The sequence below is a fragment of the Lentzea indica genome (assembly GCF_012184385.1).
GTDB classification, from domain to species: domain Bacteria; phylum Actinomycetota; class Actinomycetes; order Mycobacteriales; family Pseudonocardiaceae; genus Lentzea; species Lentzea indica.
This window is the reverse complement of sequence record NZ_VSRL01000024.1, coordinates 16,567-33,262: the sequence shown is the minus strand read 5'-3', so window position 1 is coordinate 33,262 and position 16,696 is coordinate 16,567. Positions and strand designations below refer to the sequence as shown.

Sequence of the window (16,696 nt, the reverse complement as noted above, 5' to 3'; positions counted from 1 at the left end):
GACCACTCCTTTGTGATTCTCAAATGACCCGAAGGTCTTCCATCGCATCGCGATCCCAGTCGATGCCGAGACCTGGCGTTTCCGGGGCGAGCGCGTGTCCGTTGTGGACGGTCATCTCGCTCTTGGTGATCGCGCGCAGCTGCGGGATGTGCTCGACGAACTTCCCGTTGGGCAGCGCGGCGGCGAGGCTGACGTGCAGCTCCATCAGGAAGTGCGGGCAGACGTCGGCGTTGAACGCCTCCGCGACGTGCGCGACCTTGAGGAACGGCGTGATACCGCCGATCCGCGCCGCGTCGACCTGGATGATCGAGGCGGCACCGCGTTCGAGGTACTCGCGGAACTGCGCCACCGAGTACAGCGACTCCCCCACCGCGATCGGGATCGTGGTGGACTTCGCGAGCCGTTCGTGCCCGCTCACGTCGTCGGCGGGCAGCGGCTCTTCTAGCCAGGTGAGGTTGACGTTCCGGAAGGCGTCCGCACGCCGGATCGCCTCGGCGGACGTCATGGACTGGTTGGCGTCGACCATGATCGCGAACCGCTCGCCGACCGCTTCCCTGACAGCCTCGAGGCGTTCGACGTCCTCGGTCAGGTCGGGCTTGCCGACCTTCATCTTGATGCCCTGCCAGCCCTGCGCCGCTGTTTCCTTGGCGCCAGCGACGAGCTCCTCCGTGGACAGATGCAGCCAGCCGCCCTCGGTGTCGTAGAGCGGCACCTCCTGACGGAAGCCGCCTGCCATGCGCCACAACGGTTCCCGGGCGCGCAGACAGCGCAGGTCCCAGAGCGCGGTGTCCACGGCAGCCAGTGCGAGCGAGGTGATCGCGCCGGCCGTGGTGGACCGGGTGTGGGCGAACAGGTCCCGCCAGACGTGCTCGATCCGGCGCGCGTCGGCACCTTCGACCCTCGGGAGCAGGTGATCTTTGAGGAGCGCGAGAACGGAGCTGCCGCCCGTGCCGATCGTGTAGGCGTAGCCGAGTCCGGTGAGGCCGTCGTCGGTCGTGATCTCGACGAAAACCGTCTCCTGCTTGATGAACTGCTGGACCGCGTCGGTGCGCAGAGTCTCGACCGGAACGTCGACCTGGAACGCCTCGGCACGCAGGACCTTTGCCACGCCAACTCCTCGGATCTCTGATCCTATAGGATATTTGACGAGCATTGAACGCAGGCGTTACGAGGGTGTCAACCGTCGTTTGGACACGCTCTCACGCTGTTCAGAGCGTTTACAACGGGTCAGAGCGACCGGTCTTGTTCCGGTCCTCCGATGTTTGCAGCTCGCGGCCACAGTCCGCTGATCAGCGACTGTGTGGTGCTGTGTTTAAAAGTGAGCGGTTCTGTCCGATTGTCAGACGGACTCGGCGGCCCGCTTGAGCCGCTCCAGCGTCGCCTCGATGTTGCGCTGGTTCGTCACCGCGCGGTCCTTCACTCCGGTCGCCAGCACGGTGATCGGCTTGTACCAGCCCGGCCGGCGATCCCAGGTGGACTCGGTGACGCGACAGCCGGCGTCCGTCTCCTCGATGTCGTACTGCCAGCGCGACACCGCCATCCCGAGCGACTTCACCTCGAACGCGAACCTGGTCGCGGAGCAGTCGGTCACGGTGGAAGTCGTCGGCCACACCCGCCAGCCGCGCTTGTTGACGCCACGGAACCGGGCGCCGACCTGCGGGCCGGAGGCGTTGAGCCACTTGCCGCCGGAGTACTCCTCGGCGCAGGTGCTGAGCCCACGCAGGTCACTGACCAGGTCGAACACCCGTCGCGGTGAGGCGGCGATGTCGATGTGCGCGGAGGCGTCCGGCGTCATGCCGCCGAACTTACTACGAGTAGGTTCGGCGCACCAGCCATTCACGGACGGCCAGGACGGACGGTGCGACCGCCTTCGTGGCGGCGAGGTCGACCGGGACGGGATGGGTGCGCAGCCATCGCCACATCTTGATCAGGTCGGGGCCTACGAACTTCTCGAACAGCCAGATCGGCATCGGAATGCCTCGCGGTGAGCGGCCGGCCACCTCTCTCCAGAGCCGGCGGCACTCGTCGATGCTCTGCACGTCCGCGCACAGAGCCAGGTCTTCCGAGACGAACCGGTCCGTCTCGGCAAAGGCACGCGCCGCCACGGCACCGACGTCGTCAGCGGAGAACCACAGCAGCGGCCGGTCGTCACCGATCAGCTTCGGCATCAGGTGCCACATGGACACCGGTGGATAGAAGTCCTTGTCGGTCATCAGTTCCATGAACGCCATCGGGCGCAAGACCGTCAACGGCAGACCGAGCGACTCCAGATGTGCCTGGATCACCAGCTTGTTGTCCCACTGCCCCACGCCGGTCTCCGGCACGCCCGGTCCCGCCGACCCGTACACCACGTGCCGCACGCCCGCCTCTGCCGCGGCATCGCCGACCGTCAGTCCCTGCTGGACCTCTCCGTCGAGCCCGCTGATCATCGGGTTCTGGACGCTGAACACCCCGTGCGCGCCGGAAAAAGCAGGGCGCAGCGAATCGAGAGAGGCCATGTCCGCGCGCATCACCTCGGCGCCGGCCGAAGCCAGCCTGAGAGCAGCGGGTGACGAGGGATCACGCGTCAGCGCTCGCACCCGCCAGCCGTCCGCGAGCAGGTGCCGTGCGACCGAGCCGCCCTGGCGCCCGGTCGCGCCGGTGACCACCACCAGCCTGGTGCCGTCCATAGCGGACCTCCTGGCTGTTTATCGCCAGGCCGCGGCATCGGTTACGTCAGCTCGCGGATCGGTTCACCCGCGATGAAGGCATGGACGTCCTCCACAGCCTCCTGGAAGTACGTGCGGTAGTTCGCCTCGGTGACGTAGCCGAGGTGCGGGGTGGCGAGAACGTTCGGCAACGTACGGAGCTCGTCCCCCAACGACAGCGGCTCCACCTCGAACACGTCGAGCCCCGCACCGGCGATTCGCTTCTCCCGCAACACCTCCAGCAGCGCGGGACCGTCCACGATGGCGGCACGGGAGGTGTTGATCAGGAACGCCGAGGGCTTCAGGCACGCCAGTGCCGCCGCGTCGACCAGTCCCCGGCTCCGGTCGCTCAGGACAAGATGGACAGACGCGAAGTCGCTCTGCGCCAGCAACTCGTGCAGGCCGGACGCGAGCCGGACGCCCTCGGCCTCGGTCCGGTCGACCGTGAGGTTGGGGCTCCACGCCACCACGTCCATGCCGAACGCCTTGCCGATGCGGCCGACGGCCTTGCCGAGGTTGCCGAAGCCGACCAGGCCGAGCGTGCGGCCGGCGAGGTCGACGCCGACGGTGCTCTGCCACGGGCCGCCGGAGTGGAACGCCGCGTTCTCGACGACCAGATGGCGAGCGAGGCCCAGGATCAAAGCCCAGGTCAGCTCGGTCGGCGGGGTCTTCGCGCTGCCGGTGCCGCAGACCGTGACACCGTGCTCCCGAGCCGCGGCGAGGTCGATCGAGGCGTTGCGCATGCCGCTGGTGATCAGCAACCGGAGCTTCGGCAGCAGAGCGAACAACTCGGCCGTGAACGGGGTCCGCTCGCGCATGATCACGACGCACTCGGCGTCGGCCAGTGCCGGAGCCGGGTCGTCCAGGTGTTCGCGCAGCACGGTCACGTCGAGGCCCGACCAGTCCGCATTGGCGAGCGCCACGCCCTGGTAGTCGTCCAGCACCACACACCTCATGGACCGATCATGTCAGAGTGGGGACATGGGGGACTTCCACCTGGCACAGGCCAACATCTCGACCGGGCGGTGGGCGTTCGACCACCCGAGGATGCGCGGGTTCACCTCGAAGATCGACCCGATCAACGAGCTGGCGCAGCGGGCTCCCGGTTTCGTGTGGCGGCCGAGCTCGGAGCGGATGACGACCGACCTGAACCGGCTCGGGCTCGACCCGTGGCGCGAGGCGTTCAACCTCAGCGTGTGGGAGTCGGTCGAGGCGTTGTGGGAGTTCACCTTCAGCGGCCTGCACCTCGATGCGGTCAAGGGCAGCGCCAGATGGTTCGAGGCGGAATCCTCCCTGGACGTGATGTGGTGGGTGCCCAGGGGACATCAGCCCAGCACCGAGGAAGGGCTCGCGAAGCTCGACCTGGTCAGGACGAACGGTCCGACGCCGGACGGGTTCACGTTCCGGAGGAGGTTTCCCCACCAGAGCACCTCGGACGATGATCTCCAGCAACGGCCGGGGATCCACCTCCTCTCCGCGCGCGAACCGCTGCAGGAACACGCCCTGGACACACGCGCCGATCGTGTCGGAGGCCGCCAGCGGATCCCGCGCGCCGAGGCTCGCCAGTGCCGGGATGAGCATCGACGACATCGTGGCCCGCCCGCGCAGCAACGCCTGGCGCACCTGACGGTTGGTCGCGGCCTCCATCCACAGCACCATGCGCGCGGTGGCTGCGACGACGTTCGGGCCGGTCATGTAGTCGTAGAGCCGGCACAGCTCGTCCACCAGTTCTTCGGCGGACCTGGGCTTCAGCGTCGCCGCGACCTCCGGGGTCTCCTTGCGCACCATCCAGTCCACCAAGCCGTCGAGCAGTGCGGCGCGCGTGCGGAAGTAGTTCGACGTCGATCCCTCGGGCAGGTCTGCGCGATTGTCCACGCGCGTGCGTCAGGCCGCGTAGTCCTTCCGTGCCGAGCAGATCGATCGCCGCAACGAGCGCGCGGTCCCGGTTCGAGGTCGGGTTGGTCATGCTCGTGCGCCTGCTCAGAGCGCGAAGACGGGTTCCACCGCTCGCGTACTTCCACCTCGCCACGGCGCTTGTCAGTCTCGGGTTCTGGATCGGCTTCGTCGCCGCGGGCCCTGTTGTGCTGGCGTGGATCGGGTGGGCGGTGCTCAACCTGACCAACGGCCTTGGCGACACTCTGCTGACGAAGGGCTGGCGAAAGCGCAATCCCGCCGCAGCGGGGAACGCCTACCTCAAAGCAGCCACGGAAGCCGTCTTCACCACGAAGAGGCCCCTCCCGCTGGTGCACGGCATCCTCGCGGGAGGGACCTACTTCACGGCTCTCGCCGCAGCGTTGATCAGCAGTTAGGACGCGTGCTCTTGCCGGCGAAACGGTCGCCCAGCCAGTTCAGCGCGTTCGTGCCCCACGCACTGACCGCGGCGACGTGCCCGAGCAACGGCAGCGGCGTCCACTGCACGTCCGCGCCCAGCGAGCACCACTGCGAGCGCAGCTTCTGCCCGACGCTGAACGGGATCAGCTCGTCCAGTGTGCCGTGGTAGAGGTACACGGGCGCGGCCGGCTTCACCGAGCCGAGCATGTTCTCCGTCAACCTCTTCTGCCACAACGGATCCAGGATGACGTCCGGTCGCGTGGTCAGCGAGTTGAGGCGCGCGAACGGTGCCACCAAAGCGATCTCGGCGACGCACGAGTTGCGGATCTGGTCGATGACCTGCGTGCCACGGGCGTTCAGCACCGACGACAACGGCAGCTCGGGATAGGCCTCGGCGTACCCCGCGGCCGCCGCGAACACCAGTCCGGAACCGGCGTTGCCGTCGTTGAACTTCGCGACCGCGTTCAGGTCGGCGGGCACGCCACCCGCCGCGACACCGACGACGTTCAGCGAAGGCGCGTAGGACTTCCACTGCTCGGCGGCCGATGACGCGGCCTGACCGCCCTGGGAGTAGCCGAAAACACCGACAGGGGCGTCAGCGGACAGGCCGGGGATGTTGCTCGCCGCCCGTGCCACGTCCAGCAGGGCGCGTCCCTCCGAACGGGACACCGCGTAGGTGTGATCCCCTGGCGTGCCAAGGCCTTCGTAGTCCGTGACCGCGACCGCCCAGCCCTTGAACATGGCCTGCGCGAGGAACGCGATCTCGGGCTCGGTGCCGTTCTGCAGCTGCTGCGACGGCGCGCAGCGGTCGGCCATGCCCTGGGTGCCCATCGCGTAGGCCACGATCGGCCGCGGACCGTTCGTCCACGGCAGCGGGGGCACGAGGACCATGCCGGACACGACGTTGCCCGCGCCCTTCGCGGACGTCGAGCGGTAGCGGATGTCGTAGGCCTTCACCGGGGCGGGCAGCAGTCGGAGAGGCTCCGGGTGCCACGCCACCTCCCTGCTGCTGACCAGATCGCCCGGCGCGGCCGCCACAGCGGGTGTGACCAGGGATAACAAGAGGAAAACGGCGGCGAGCACGGCACGGAGCGGCATCGTTGGACCCCTTTGTGGTAACCGGCGTTACCGCAATGTAGGGCCGAACGTCGTAACGTGGCAATACCCGGATCGGCTTTAAGGGTTCACACGAGGCCCTGGGGGAACGCGAAGACGCGATCGGGGTCGTACTTGCGCGCGACCTCCCTGAGCCTGGTCAGCGACGAGCCGTAGTAGGTGCGTGCCCAGTCCGGCATCTGCGGGTCGAGGTAGTTGACGTAGCCGGTGGCGCCGAACATCTTCGCGAGCTCGTCCCGCGCGACACCCATGGCCCGGCGGGCGTTGGCTTCGCCCGCCTGCAGGGTGAGCTCCACCTGGATGCTCGCGAGCGCGGACCGGTGCGGGAACGCGGACGCCGGGCCGCGTGCGATCGCGCCGCCCATCGCGTCGATCATGTTGTAGGAGTTGGGGGTGTTCTTGAAGATGTCCGCGAGCCGCTGCGGGTCGTGATCGGGCGCGTCAGCATCCGGGACGTCGCGACGTAGCTCCCGCGCGGCTGCGTTCCGCCGCCGCCGTTCCAGCTCGGGCGGCACGAGCCGTCGATGCTCTTGCACCACGCGAACCGTTCCATCGCGGCGAGGAAGCTCTGCTCCTGCTCGCGGCGCGACGCCGGTTGCGAGCCGACGCGGCGGACCAGGTCGTCCAGCAACGATTTCGCGTTCGCCGGTGCGCCAATGAAACAGCCGGAGACCTCGACGTGCGGGTTCGGCCCGCTGCCGACGCCGACCGTCGTGGTCATGGCGTCCGGTGCTTGGCCTTGCCAGTCCGGCCACACGCTGAGCAGCGAAGCCAGCGCCGCCGACGGGAACGTGAGGGTGAACGTCGTCAAGCTCCGCGCGGGTTCGGTGCGGAACACGAACGACGTGACGATGCCGAAGTTGCCGCCACCGCCGCCGCGCAGCGCCCAGAACAGGTCGGTGTGCTCGGTCGCGGAGACCGTGCGGTGCACGCCGTCCGGCGTCACGATCCGTGCATTGACCAACCGGTCGCAGGTGAGGCCGAACTGCCGCGCGGTCACGCCGATGCCGCCTCCCAGCGTGAGGCCGGAGATCCCGACCGTCGCGCACGTGCCCGCCGGCATCATGCGGCCCGCATTCGCCAGCACGATGTAGAGGTCCATCAACAAGACACCCGCGCCGACCTCCACCGTGCCGTCGGGCCGCACGTCGATCCGGTCGAGACCGCGCACGTCGACGACGAGGGCACCGTCCGCCGTGGAGTAACCGGGATAGCTGTGGCCGCCGCACCTCGCCGTGATCCGCGTCTTGTCCTGGCGCGCGATCTCGATGCAGCGCTGGACGTCCGCGGGAGTCGTCACGCGAGCGATCGCGCTCGGACGTTGGCCGTCGTAGTGCGTGAAGTAGCCGAGTTTGGCGTCGCGGTAGGCGGCGTCGCCCGGCCTGATCAGCTGGACGTCCATTGTGGACCTTCCGAGCCACGCTGACATCGCTCCGAGCGCGGCCGACTGCAGAAGTGCCCTGCGACGCAACATGTCACGAACGTAGGAGTCTGGCGATCAGGCACACAACGGATCGGCGGACCGGTCCTGATCCCGGCTACGGGTTCACAGCGAGGAACAGGAAAGCCGCCAGCAGCAGGAGGTGCACGCCACCTTGAAGCCGAGTCGCGCGGCCCGGCACCACGGTGAGGACGCTGACCAGAACCGTGAGCAGCAGCAGGATCATCTGCATCGGACCGAGGCCGAGCAGCAGCGGACCGTCCAGCCAGATGGTGGCGAGCGCGATGGTCGGGATGGTGAGGCCGATGCTCGCGATCGCCGAGCCGTAGCCGAGGTTCAGGCTGGTCTGGATCCGGTCGCGCAACGCGGCGCGTGCCGCGGCGATCGTCTCGGGCAGCAGTACCAGCAACGCGATCACGACGCCGACGAACGACGGCGGGAAGCCCGCAGCCTTCACTCCCGCCTCGATCGCGGGTGACTCGATCTTCGCGAGACCGACCACCGCGACCAGCGCGACGAGCAGCAGGCCGAGCGAGGCCAGCGTGGCCTTCGACGACGGCGCCTCGGCGTGTTCCTCGGCCTCGATCACGCCGTCCTCGGTGACGGGCAGGAAGAAGTCGCGGTGCCGGACGGTCTGGGTGAAGACGAACAACGCGTACAGCACGAGGGAAGCGAGGGCGGCGAACGCGAGCTGCGGACCGGAGAACTCCGGGCCGGGCGTGGTGGTGGTGAACGTCGGCAGGACCAGCGTGAGCGTGGCGAGCGTCATCACGGTGGCCAGCGCGCCGCCGCTGCCCTCGGCGTTGAAGAGCGTGGTGCCGTGCTTGAGAGCGCCGAGAAGTAAGGCGATGCCGACGATGCCGTTCGTGGTGATCATGACTGCCGCGAACACCGTGTCGCGTGCGAGCGACGACGCTTCGGGCCCGCCGGACGCCATCAGCGTGACGATCAGGGCCACCTCGATGATCGTCACCGCGACCGCGAGAACCAGCGATCCGAACGGCTCCCCCACCCGCAACGCGACCACCTCGGCGTGGTGCACGGCGGCAAGCACGGTCACGGCGAGAACCAGTGCGACGAGCGCGACGAGCACAGGCGCGAGGTCACGTCCCCAGGTCACGGCGAGCAGCAGCACGCCGAGCACGGGGGCGATGGTCGTCCAGGACGGCAGCGTGAAGCGCGAGACGGCGGCCATGATCACACCTTCGCACGCCCGACGGCCTGTCCGCCATTCGGCTCAGCATGCATTTCGGGACAATAAAATGTGGAGCGGAGCGCCCCTGCCGCGCCCCGCTCCACATTTATGTCCGGTGCCTAGAAATCGAACAAGGCACCGGTGTGCGCCAGCATGACGCACGAGTTCGGGTAGGTGTGAACCTCGTTCACGGGCTCGCCCCGCCAGAAACCGAACATCGAGACCTCGACGGGCGCGTAGATGAACGTGCAGGCCCTGCCGTCGGACTGCATGGCCTGCAGGTCGGCACCGGTGGACGCCAGCGTCGCGCAGGCGAGGGCCCTGCGCGGGTGGCTGTCACCTCGTTCGCAGGTCAGGACGGTCGCCTTGAAGGCGTTGTCCTCGACATCCGAGTACTGCACCGACAGCACGAGCGCGGTCCCGCCCCTGGAAGAAGTGGGCTGGGCGGCCTGCGCGGTGCCGGCGAAGGCGAACAGTGATGCGAACAGAGCAACGAACGCAAGAATGCGGCCGGACATGAAAACGGTCCTCCTGAGACCTCACAAAAACGGGCCGGTTCTCGGCCGCCGCAGATGTTGCCACCATGTTTCGTCGCAGCGAAAGGGGCCAGCAACTGTTCACCGATCACATTTACCCGACTCGGCCAAAAGCGTGATTGGGCCGAACGGATGTGTTGCGCGCCACGTTCGCCGGGACACAGCTGCCGACGGACTGTTACGGGTTGCTGACAGACGCCGTTGCCCTCAGACGTATTATTCGAATCATGTCCAAGACCTCCAGACGCGTCGTGTTCGGCGTGCTTCTGATCATCACACTCGTGGTTTCCACCGGCGGGGCGCTGGGATACCTGGGCAGATTGACGCTCGTGTTCGACCGGCATCCGGGAAAGTCGCTGGCGATTGTCGAAGAAGTGCCAGGACCAGAGGACGGGCCGAAGTGCCCGATTGACGCCCGCTACCTCGACGAGGCGCCGGACGGCTTGCGCCCTGAGGTACTGCAGGCATGGAAATCGTTGCGCGCCAAGGCCGCTGACCAGGGCGTTCAGCTCTGCCTGAACGACGGCAAGCGCAGCCGCCAGCAGCAGCAGAAGGAGTTCGACGACGCCGTGCAGAAGTTCGGCTCCGAAGAACTCGCATCGAAGTACGTGCTGAACCCACCGGACAGGTCGATGCACGTGATCGGATTGGCGGTCGACATTCAGCCGATCGAATCGGCGAAATGGGTCGAGAAAAACGGCAGCACCTTCGGCTGGTGCCGCCGTTACCTCAACGAGCAGTGGCATTTCGAATACAACGCCGGCTACTCCACGGGAGGCTGCCCCGCGCTGGTTCCGAGCGCGACCGGCAGCTGAGGGCCCGCGTAAAGGTCTAGACGCCTGGGGTGCGCGCGAGGTTGCGCCCACGTAATCTGACAACACCAGTTACCAGATTGGAGCACCCGGTGGCACGTGCCTACGGCGGCATCTCACCCGAGCAGCGCAGGGCGGAACGCCGGGCTCGGTTGCTGCAGGCCGGCCTGGCGCTGTTCACCAGTACGGGCTTCGCCGGCACCAAGATCTCCGAGCTGTGCACAGAGGCCGGCGTCTCCACGCGCAACTTCTACGAGGAGTTCGCCTCCAAGGAAGACCTGCTCCGCGAACTCCACGACCTCATCAACGCCACGGCGTTCAACGAGGTCCGCACGGCACTGGCGCAGCTGGAGACCTCGGACGTGGCCACCCGGATCACGACGCTGCTGGACGTGTTCGTGCGCAGCGTGACGGCAGATCCCCGTGTGCCGCGCCTCAACTACGTCGAGGCCGTCGGGGTGAACGCGGAGATCGAGCAGCAGCACGTGCGGTGGGTGAACACGTGGGCCGAGTTCATCGAGTCCGAGGCTTTGCGGGCGGCTGCCGCGGGGGTGGCGCCGCAGCGTTCGTACCGGCTCACGGCGATCGCGTTGGTGGGGGCGACCACCGGGGTTCTGCGGGAGTGGCAGGCGCACGAGCCGCCGCTCGCGGTGGACGAGATCGCCGCCGAGATCCGCGAACTCATGCTGGCGGCGATCACCCGGCCGTAGCCGGCTGCTCGGTTCGGCCCATCTGCACGGTGAACCGGCCTGGCGAGGCGGGCGGCCGTGATCAGATGACGGTGTGCGGACGTTGACCAGGCTCGTCACGGCGATCGCTGCCGTCGTCGGCTACGTGGCGTTGATGCTGGCCATCACGGCGGGCATCGAGCTGAGGGAGCGCAACGCCTTCCACGACGCGCCCACCCAGTACGCCTCCTTCGTCGCTGCCCTGGACAGCGGTTCGGCCACCGGCACCCGCGCGGTCGCCCGCTGGTTCCGCGAGCACGCGCCGTCCAGCAGCAGGGCGAGCGCGTCGATCTCCCTCGGTGCCGATGCCGCAGAAGACGGGGAGACAGACCTCGCCCGCCGGTTCACCGACGACGTGGCCGCGAAGATCGAGCAGGACCAGCGGGCTCTCGACGAGAAGTCCGCCAGGGCCTGGTCGCGGGCGGTGCCGTGGCTGGTGGCCGGCGCGATCCTCACCGCGGCAACGCTTTTCCTGCGCCACCGGCGACGCGCGGCCAACGCCGAGGTCGTCGAGCTGGTCGACCAGTACGTGCCGCCCCGGCCGTTGTGGCGGCGTCCTGTCTTCCTGGTCGTCAGCGGCATTGGCTACACGCTCCTGGTCGGTGGCTTCTTCGCGGTGGTGGCGGCGACCCGGGCCAACGAGCTCCCTTGGGCCGCAAGAGGATTCCTCCTCGCGGGCGGAGTCGTGGCCTTGCCGGCCGCCTACTTCGTTCTGCGGTACTCACGCCCACGGGCGGCGCGGGGTGCGGCGCAGGCACTGCGGGCCGACTGGCGCAAACCGGTGCTGTACCTGCGCGGCTTCGGCGACGACCCGGACGCGGCGGTCGTCGACGAACTGCCTGGCGCACTGTCGGCGGGGCTGCTGAGCATCCACTCACGGGAGGAACACCTCATCGGTGCGCTCGGCGCGTTCGGTCCCGTCGTCGCGGTGGGCAGGCCTGGCGAACAGCTGCCCCACCTCGGCGCGGCGCGGTTCTACCTGCCCGGCGACGACTGGCAGTCCGGTGTCCTGCGGCTGATGGAGCTGTCCCAGCTCATCGTGCTGCGACTCGGCGACGGCGAGGGGGTGTGGTGGGAGGTCGACCAGGCACGAGCCACCCAGCCACCGCGCAAACTCGTCCTGCTGATCCCCGGCGACCGCCCCGACCTCGCCGAACGACTGGACGCCCACCTGCCCATCCCCGCCAGGCTCGACAAGGCCGGCACGCTGCCCGGCCGGTGGACGTCCGCCGTGGTCGTCTTCGACACGGACTGGACCCCGCGCGTGCAGCCCGTGGGGCCGTTCCCCGGCGAGAAGAACAGGAACGGCGCACCGGTCTTCTACGTGGCCCGCGCGATGCAGCAAGCGCTGAGGTCGATCGGTGCGCACAAGCGCGCCATGGGACTGCGGATCAACAGCCACATGCTCGCGGTCTACGGCAAGGTCCTGCTGCTGGTGCCGGGGCTGTTCCTGGTCGTGTACTTCCTGCGGCTGATCTTCCTCTGGTGACCGTGAACCACACCCGGTGCGCTGTCCGTAATCCCCCTACGTGAGCCGATTCGCCGTTCTCGCTCTGATCGCCTGCCTCGGTGCCTGCTCGTCACCGCCGGAGGAGACCGCCTCGCTGGAGGCGCTGGAGGCCGCGTCCGGTCCCGTCGCCGGTCCTACCAAGGTGCTGCCGGGCGACATCGCGAAACTGCAGGTGGAGCAGTCGCCCGCGGTCGGTCCTGTCGTCGCCGACCGCCAGCACTACACGCTCTACTTCAACGCGAAGGACGGCACCAACCCGCCGTCGTCGACCTGCCTCGAACCCGAGTGCACCCTGGTGTGGCCGCCGTTGCTGGCCGCGGGCGGCAAGGTCGAGGCGACCGGTCTCGACCAGAAGCTGGTCGGCACGATGAAGCGCCCGGACGGGCTGGAACAGGTCACCATCGGCGGCCGTCCGGTCTACCGGTACGTCGACGACGAGCAGGCGGGCGACGCCGCCGGACACGGTGTGGACGACCGCTGGTTCGCCATCGCGCCGAACGGCGCCAAAGCCTCGCGGCCTTGATGGCGTCTGCAAGTACCACCAACTCAACATCAACAGGCGTGCAACTACACCCAACAGCGCCTCTCGAGCCCGCACACACGAACGCCGGCTCGGCGGGCGACGACCAGGTTGGGTGTAGTTGGCGGCGATTCGATCAAGAGTTGGTGGTACTTGCAAACGCCCGTTGGCACCAACGAAGCCCGATGTACCGGACAAGATTCTGAGCCGGCTGCTCAGGACCGGCCCAGTCCGGCGTCACGGGCGCGGATGATCGCCGCCGCCCGGTCGGCCACCTGGAGTTTGGCGAAGATGGCGGAGACGTTGTTGGCCACCGTCTTCGCCGCCACGCCCAGCTTGGCAGCGATGGCACCGTTGGGCAGGCCGGCGGCGAGCAGGTCGAGGATCTGCCGTTCGCGCCCTGTGAGCTCGGGGAAGGGAACGTCCGGTGTAGACGGTCCGGTCAGGAACCCGAGCACGCGTTTCGCGACTGCCGGTCCGAAGATCGCCTCGCCGGCCGCCACCGCGCGGATGGCCCTGGCGATCTCGTCCTGCTCGGCACCCTTGACCAGATAGCCGCGGGCACCCGCACGCATGGCGGCGAAGACCGAGTCGTCGTCGGAGAACATCGTGAGCACCAGGACCGCGACGCCCGGTGCCGCGCGGGTGATCTCCTTGGTCGCGGCGATGCCGTCGAGGTCGGGCATCTGGAGGTCCAGCACAGCGACGTCGGGGCGGGTCATGACGACCTCGCGGACGGCCTCGCGTCCCGTCGCGGCCACGCCCGCCACGACGAAACCCTCCAGCGAGGTGAGCAACGCGCTCATGCCCTCCCGGACGATGGGGTGATCGTCGGCGATCACGACTCGGATGTCGGTCATGGCACCTCCACCGGCAGGCGCACCCACACCCGTCCCCCACCGGCCGTCGGTCCCGCCTCGAACCCGCCGCCCAGTTCGGCCGCCCGCTCCCGCATCGCCTGCATCCCGACGCCCGCACTCCACGGCCCGTTCGGCGGACCGTCGTCGGTGACCTCCACCTCGAGCTCCTCAGCGCACCTCAACCGCACCACGACCGAGGAAGCGCCGGAGTGCCGGACCACGTTGGTCAGCGCTTCGGTCGCGATGCGGTAGGCAGCGACCTCGACCGCGGCGGACAACGACGGCACCGCGTCAGGAACGTCCAGCCGCAGCTGAAGAGGCGTGCGCACCAGGTGTTCGGCGCGTTGGCGGAGGGCGCCGAGCAGTCCGAGCTCGTCCAGTGCCGGCGGGCGCAGGTCTTCCACGAGCCTGCGCACGTCGGCGATCGCCGTGCGCACGTCCGCGCTCACCCCTGTGATCAGGGTGCGGGTGCGGTCCGGGTCGGTGGCCAGCAGGTTCGTTGCAGCGTCGGCGCTCAGCGCTACGCCGGTCAACGTGGGACCCAGGCCGTCGTGCAGGTCGCGGCGGAGGCGGCGGCGTTCTTCTTCGCGGGCGGTCACGAGGCGTTCTCGGGAGGCCTGCAGCTGCGAGGACAGCAACGTCGCGTGTACGGCCACGGCCAGAGGAGCTGCGACCAAGCTCAAGACGTTGCGGTCGGCGGCACCGAGCGTGCTCTCGCCGGTGCGCACACCGACGTGCAGTTCACCCACCACCTCGCCGTTGTACTCCAACGGCACGACGACGACGTTCTCCGCCCGTGTGCCGTCGCTGGCCAACGAGACACCAGAGGCCGTCAAGGCAACGTGCGGCACACGCAACGCAACCCGCACCGCCGACACGACGCCCGCGAGACCGGAGCCCGCCAGGTGTTCGCTCACGCGCGAGACGACGCGAGCCGGATCGCCGCGGTCGCCGTAGAGCGCGCGGTCGACGAGACGTTGCAGGCGGGGCAGCACCGGCGCGACCAGCAGCGCTACCACGACGGTGGCGACGACCGAGCGGCCGAGCTGGGCGGACACGAAACGGTCCAGGAGCGCGACCAGCAGACCGTAGACGACCAGCACCACCGCGGACAGCAGCAGCCACGCCAGCACCCTCGACACCACGAGCCGGATGTCCAGCAGCTGATGCCGCACGATCGCGATGGTCACCGCGATGGGGATCAACGGGATGGCGAACAGCACGAAGACCGGCGTGCCCGAGACGAACGACCACGGCACGACGAACGCCGCGGCCACCGAAGCCGCCAGCAGCAACCACAGCACCGCGTCCTCGCCCCGCCGGTAGCGGACCGCCAGCGCGACGATCCCGGCGAGCAGCGCCGCCAGGGTCCTCACCTCCGACACGATCCACAGTGGACCAAGCTCCGCATGCCATGGCAGGGTCAGGTACGCGGAACCCGCCGGATCCGCGGCCATCTCGACCACGAACAACGGCGCAGTCACCACGATCGCGACGACCACCGGCCGCCAGCGCGGTGACGGCAGCCGCCCGTCCGGGAAGAGCACCAGCGCGAGCGGCAGGAACAAGCCGATCGACCACGGCCACGCGTACGCCGCGATCGTCGCGACCAGCGGATCGTCCGTGAACGGTGCACCCAGCGCGGTGGTGGCGTGCCCCAGGCCGTCGACGAGGAACAGCCAGCCGATCGGGTTGCGCGGCCGATGCCAGGCCAGGACGGATCCGCAGACCGCGAACGCCAGCGCCATCGCGGAGTTCGTGACGACGAACGCGTCCAGCGCCTGCTGCCAGGTCCAGCCAAGCCGCCACACGACCACGACAGCGGCACCGGTCCCGGCCACCACCACGGCACCGAGACCGGACGCGAGCATGCGGCCGAGGGTCATGCCGGTAAGTGTGGGCCGCCGGGCGCCCGATGTCCCGGGAACACGATCCCGCCATCTCCCGGGAAACCTCCCGCCCGCACCGGATCGCGCACCGCTGTGCGAGGAACACCCCCGGCCCCACAGTTGCCTCCACCCAACCTGGAGGTGCCCATGTACCGCGCCGGACTGCTCATCCTCGGCCTGCTCTCCGTGGCAGATCTGCTGCTGCCGCTGCTCACCGACGGCGAAGCCCCGCCGATGGCGATCGCGCTGGTCGCCGCCGCCCTCGGCCTGGCGAGCCTGGTGCTCGTGATCTCAGCCTGGCGGGGCGCACGAAAAGCCGTCCTGCCGCTGATCGTCATCCGAGCCCTGTCGGCGGCCGCCGCCCTGCCCGCGTTCTTCGAGGCAGGAGTCCCCGCACCGGCGATCGCGGCGGCCGCCGCCACCGTGGCGCTGACCGCGGCGGGCGCGGCTCTCGTGCTCAAGGGACGCACGGCGGTGGCGCGATGAGGTGGCTGCTGCCGATCGGACCTGCGGCGATCGCGATCCTCCGGCTGATCCTGCCCTACGACACGACCGACGACACGGCCACAGTCATGCAGAAGGTGGCCGCGGCACCCGACACGCAGAACTGGGTTGTCTGGCTCGGCCTCATCGGCATGCTGACCCTGGTCCCCGCGGTGATCTGGATCGCGAACGTCACCCGCGAGCAGGCCCCGAGGACCACGACAGCCGCCGTCGTCCTGCTGGTTCCCGCCTACCTGTCGCTCGGTCTGCTCGTGGCCCAGGACGCCGCGGCGATCAACGGCGACACCATCGCCCACCCCGCCCTCGACACCGCCGCCGCGATCTTCGTGGCCGGCCACGTCATCGGCACGGTCCTGCTGGGTGCCGCGATGTGGCAGGCAGGCCTCCCGCGCTGGGCCGCGGCGGCCACGGCCATTTCCCAGCCGTTGCACTTCGTGGCCGCCGTGGTCATCAGCAGTCACGAGCTCGACTTCGTGGCGTGGGGCCTGAACGCCGCCGGGTTCGCGGCCGTGGCGATCACAGCACGGCACCGGGTCCTGGCCGGATTTTCGGCGCGCGGCTGAGACA

The 16,696-nt window shown here is 68.8% G+C and carries 18 protein-coding genes and 2 pseudogenes; 8 read left to right on the top strand and 12 right to left on the bottom strand.

Features of this window, described 5'->3' with window-relative positions; genetic code table 11:
- Nucleotides 1–19: 19 nt before the first annotated feature.
- The 4 genes from FXN61_RS09465 to FXN61_RS09450 form a co-directional block, all read right to left on the bottom strand.
- A complete protein-coding gene (locus FXN61_RS09465) occupies nucleotides 20–1,108 on the bottom strand; it encodes a mandelate racemase/muconate lactonizing enzyme family protein (RefSeq protein ID WP_223165364.1) in 1,089 nt (362 codons plus the stop codon).
- A gap of 231 nt (nucleotides 1,109–1,339) precedes the next feature.
- The gene (locus FXN61_RS09460) at nucleotides 1,340–1,795 is read right to left on the bottom strand and encodes an SRPBCC family protein (RefSeq protein WP_167972320.1); all 456 of its coding nucleotides are present in this window, start codon (nucleotides 1,793–1,795) and stop codon (nucleotides 1,340–1,342) included.
- Between the two features lie 13 nt (nucleotides 1,796–1,808).
- Nucleotides 1,809–2,669: an NmrA/HSCARG family protein gene (locus FXN61_RS09455; RefSeq protein ID WP_167972318.1), complete on the bottom strand. Its 861-nt coding sequence runs from the start codon at nucleotides 2,667–2,669 to the stop codon at nucleotides 1,809–1,811.
- Nucleotides 2,670–2,710: 41 nt separating this feature from the next.
- Nucleotides 2,711–3,643, bottom strand: coding sequence for a D-2-hydroxyacid dehydrogenase family protein (locus tag FXN61_RS09450; protein ID WP_167972316.1), 933 nt, complete (start codon nucleotides 3,641–3,643; stop codon nucleotides 2,711–2,713).
- Between FXN61_RS09450 and FXN61_RS56210 the strand changes: the two are divergent.
- Nucleotides 3,642–4,061, top strand: a pseudogene (locus FXN61_RS56210) (DUF3291 domain-containing protein); the annotation flags it as partial. The gene FXN61_RS09450 and the pseudogene FXN61_RS56210 overlap by 2 nt on opposite strands.
- Nucleotides 4,062–4,121: 60 nt before the next feature.
- On the opposite strand, the pseudogene FXN61_RS56205 reads toward FXN61_RS56210, so the two are convergent.
- Nucleotides 4,122–4,475, bottom strand: a pseudogene (locus tag FXN61_RS56205) (hypothetical protein); the annotation flags it as partial.
- A gap of 116 nt (nucleotides 4,476–4,591) precedes the next feature.
- On the opposite strand from FXN61_RS56205, the gene FXN61_RS51760 reads away from it, so the two are divergent.
- Entirely contained in the window at nucleotides 4,592–4,996 is a 405-nt protein-coding gene (locus FXN61_RS51760; protein ID WP_167972275.1) for a hypothetical protein, read from the top strand.
- Here FXN61_RS51760 and FXN61_RS09430 read toward each other — a convergent pair.
- The 5 genes from FXN61_RS09430 to FXN61_RS09410 form a co-directional block, all read right to left on the bottom strand.
- Complete coding sequence (locus FXN61_RS09430) at nucleotides 4,986–6,116, bottom strand: lipase family protein (protein ID WP_167972314.1); 1,131 nt, start codon at nucleotides 6,114–6,116, stop codon at nucleotides 4,986–4,988. The genes FXN61_RS51760 and FXN61_RS09430 overlap by 11 nt on opposite strands.
- A gap of 86 nt (nucleotides 6,117–6,202) precedes the next feature.
- Complete coding sequence (locus FXN61_RS09425) at nucleotides 6,203–6,511, bottom strand: FAD-binding oxidoreductase (RefSeq protein WP_167972312.1); 309 nt, start codon at nucleotides 6,509–6,511, stop codon at nucleotides 6,203–6,205.
- Nucleotides 6,508–7,608 (bottom strand): FAD-binding oxidoreductase, encoded by a 1,101-nt coding sequence (locus tag FXN61_RS09420; protein ID WP_167972310.1) that lies wholly within the window; start codon nucleotides 7,606–7,608, stop codon nucleotides 6,508–6,510. Before FXN61_RS09420 ends, FXN61_RS09425 begins: the two co-directional genes overlap by 4 nt.
- Before the next feature lie 64 nt (nucleotides 7,609–7,672).
- Nucleotides 7,673–8,770 (bottom strand): calcium:cation antiporter, encoded by a 1,098-nt coding sequence (locus tag FXN61_RS09415; protein WP_167972308.1) that lies wholly within the window; start codon nucleotides 8,768–8,770, stop codon nucleotides 7,673–7,675.
- 119 nt (nucleotides 8,771–8,889) lie between these two features.
- Complete coding sequence (locus FXN61_RS09410; protein WP_167972306.1) at nucleotides 8,890–9,288, bottom strand: SSI family serine proteinase inhibitor; 399 nt, start codon at nucleotides 9,286–9,288, stop codon at nucleotides 8,890–8,892.
- 245 nt (nucleotides 9,289–9,533) lie between these two features.
- Between FXN61_RS09410 and FXN61_RS09405 the strand changes: the two genes are divergently transcribed.
- From FXN61_RS09405 to FXN61_RS55195, 4 genes are all read left to right on the top strand, one after another.
- Nucleotides 9,534–10,121 (top strand): D-alanyl-D-alanine carboxypeptidase family protein, encoded by a 588-nt coding sequence (locus tag FXN61_RS09405; RefSeq protein WP_188134858.1) that lies wholly within the window; start codon nucleotides 9,534–9,536, stop codon nucleotides 10,119–10,121.
- An 89-nt stretch (nucleotides 10,122–10,210) separates the two neighbouring features.
- Nucleotides 10,211–10,828, top strand: coding sequence for a TetR/AcrR family transcriptional regulator (locus tag FXN61_RS09400; RefSeq protein WP_167972304.1), 618 nt, complete (start codon nucleotides 10,211–10,213; stop codon nucleotides 10,826–10,828).
- Nucleotides 10,829–10,910: 82 nt separating this feature from the next.
- Nucleotides 10,911–12,335, top strand: coding sequence for a transferase (locus tag FXN61_RS09395; RefSeq protein WP_167972302.1), 1,425 nt, complete (start codon nucleotides 10,911–10,913; stop codon nucleotides 12,333–12,335).
- Nucleotides 12,336–12,375: 40 nt separating this feature from the next.
- The gene (locus FXN61_RS55195) at nucleotides 12,376–12,879 is read left to right on the top strand and encodes a COG4315 family predicted lipoprotein (RefSeq protein WP_167972300.1); all 504 of its coding nucleotides are present in this window, start codon (nucleotides 12,376–12,378) and stop codon (nucleotides 12,877–12,879) included.
- A 212-nt stretch (nucleotides 12,880–13,091) separates the two neighbouring features.
- Here the strand turns inward: FXN61_RS55195 and FXN61_RS09385 are convergent, their stop codons facing one another.
- The gene (locus FXN61_RS09385) at nucleotides 13,092–13,736 is read right to left on the bottom strand and encodes a response regulator transcription factor (RefSeq protein WP_167972297.1); all 645 of its coding nucleotides are present in this window, start codon (nucleotides 13,734–13,736) and stop codon (nucleotides 13,092–13,094) included.
- Nucleotides 13,733–15,622, bottom strand: a complete 1,890-nt coding sequence (locus FXN61_RS09380) for a GAF domain-containing sensor histidine kinase (protein ID WP_167972294.1) — start codon at nucleotides 15,620–15,622, stop codon at nucleotides 13,733–13,735. The genes FXN61_RS09385 and FXN61_RS09380 overlap by 4 nt, the downstream gene beginning before the upstream one ends.
- Nucleotides 15,623–15,772: 150 nt before the next feature.
- Here FXN61_RS09380 and FXN61_RS09375 point away from each other — a divergent pair, with 150 nt between their 5' ends.
- Nucleotides 15,773–16,111, top strand: coding sequence for a hypothetical protein (locus FXN61_RS09375; protein WP_167972292.1), 339 nt, complete (start codon nucleotides 15,773–15,775; stop codon nucleotides 16,109–16,111).
- Nucleotides 16,108–16,692 carry a hypothetical protein gene (locus FXN61_RS09370; protein ID WP_167972290.1) on the top strand — a complete coding sequence of 195 codons (585 nt, stop codon included), beginning with the start codon at nucleotides 16,108–16,110 and terminating at the stop codon, nucleotides 16,690–16,692. Before FXN61_RS09375 ends, FXN61_RS09370 begins: the two co-directional genes overlap by 4 nt.
- The last annotated feature ends 4 nt before the right edge of the window (nucleotides 16,693–16,696 follow it).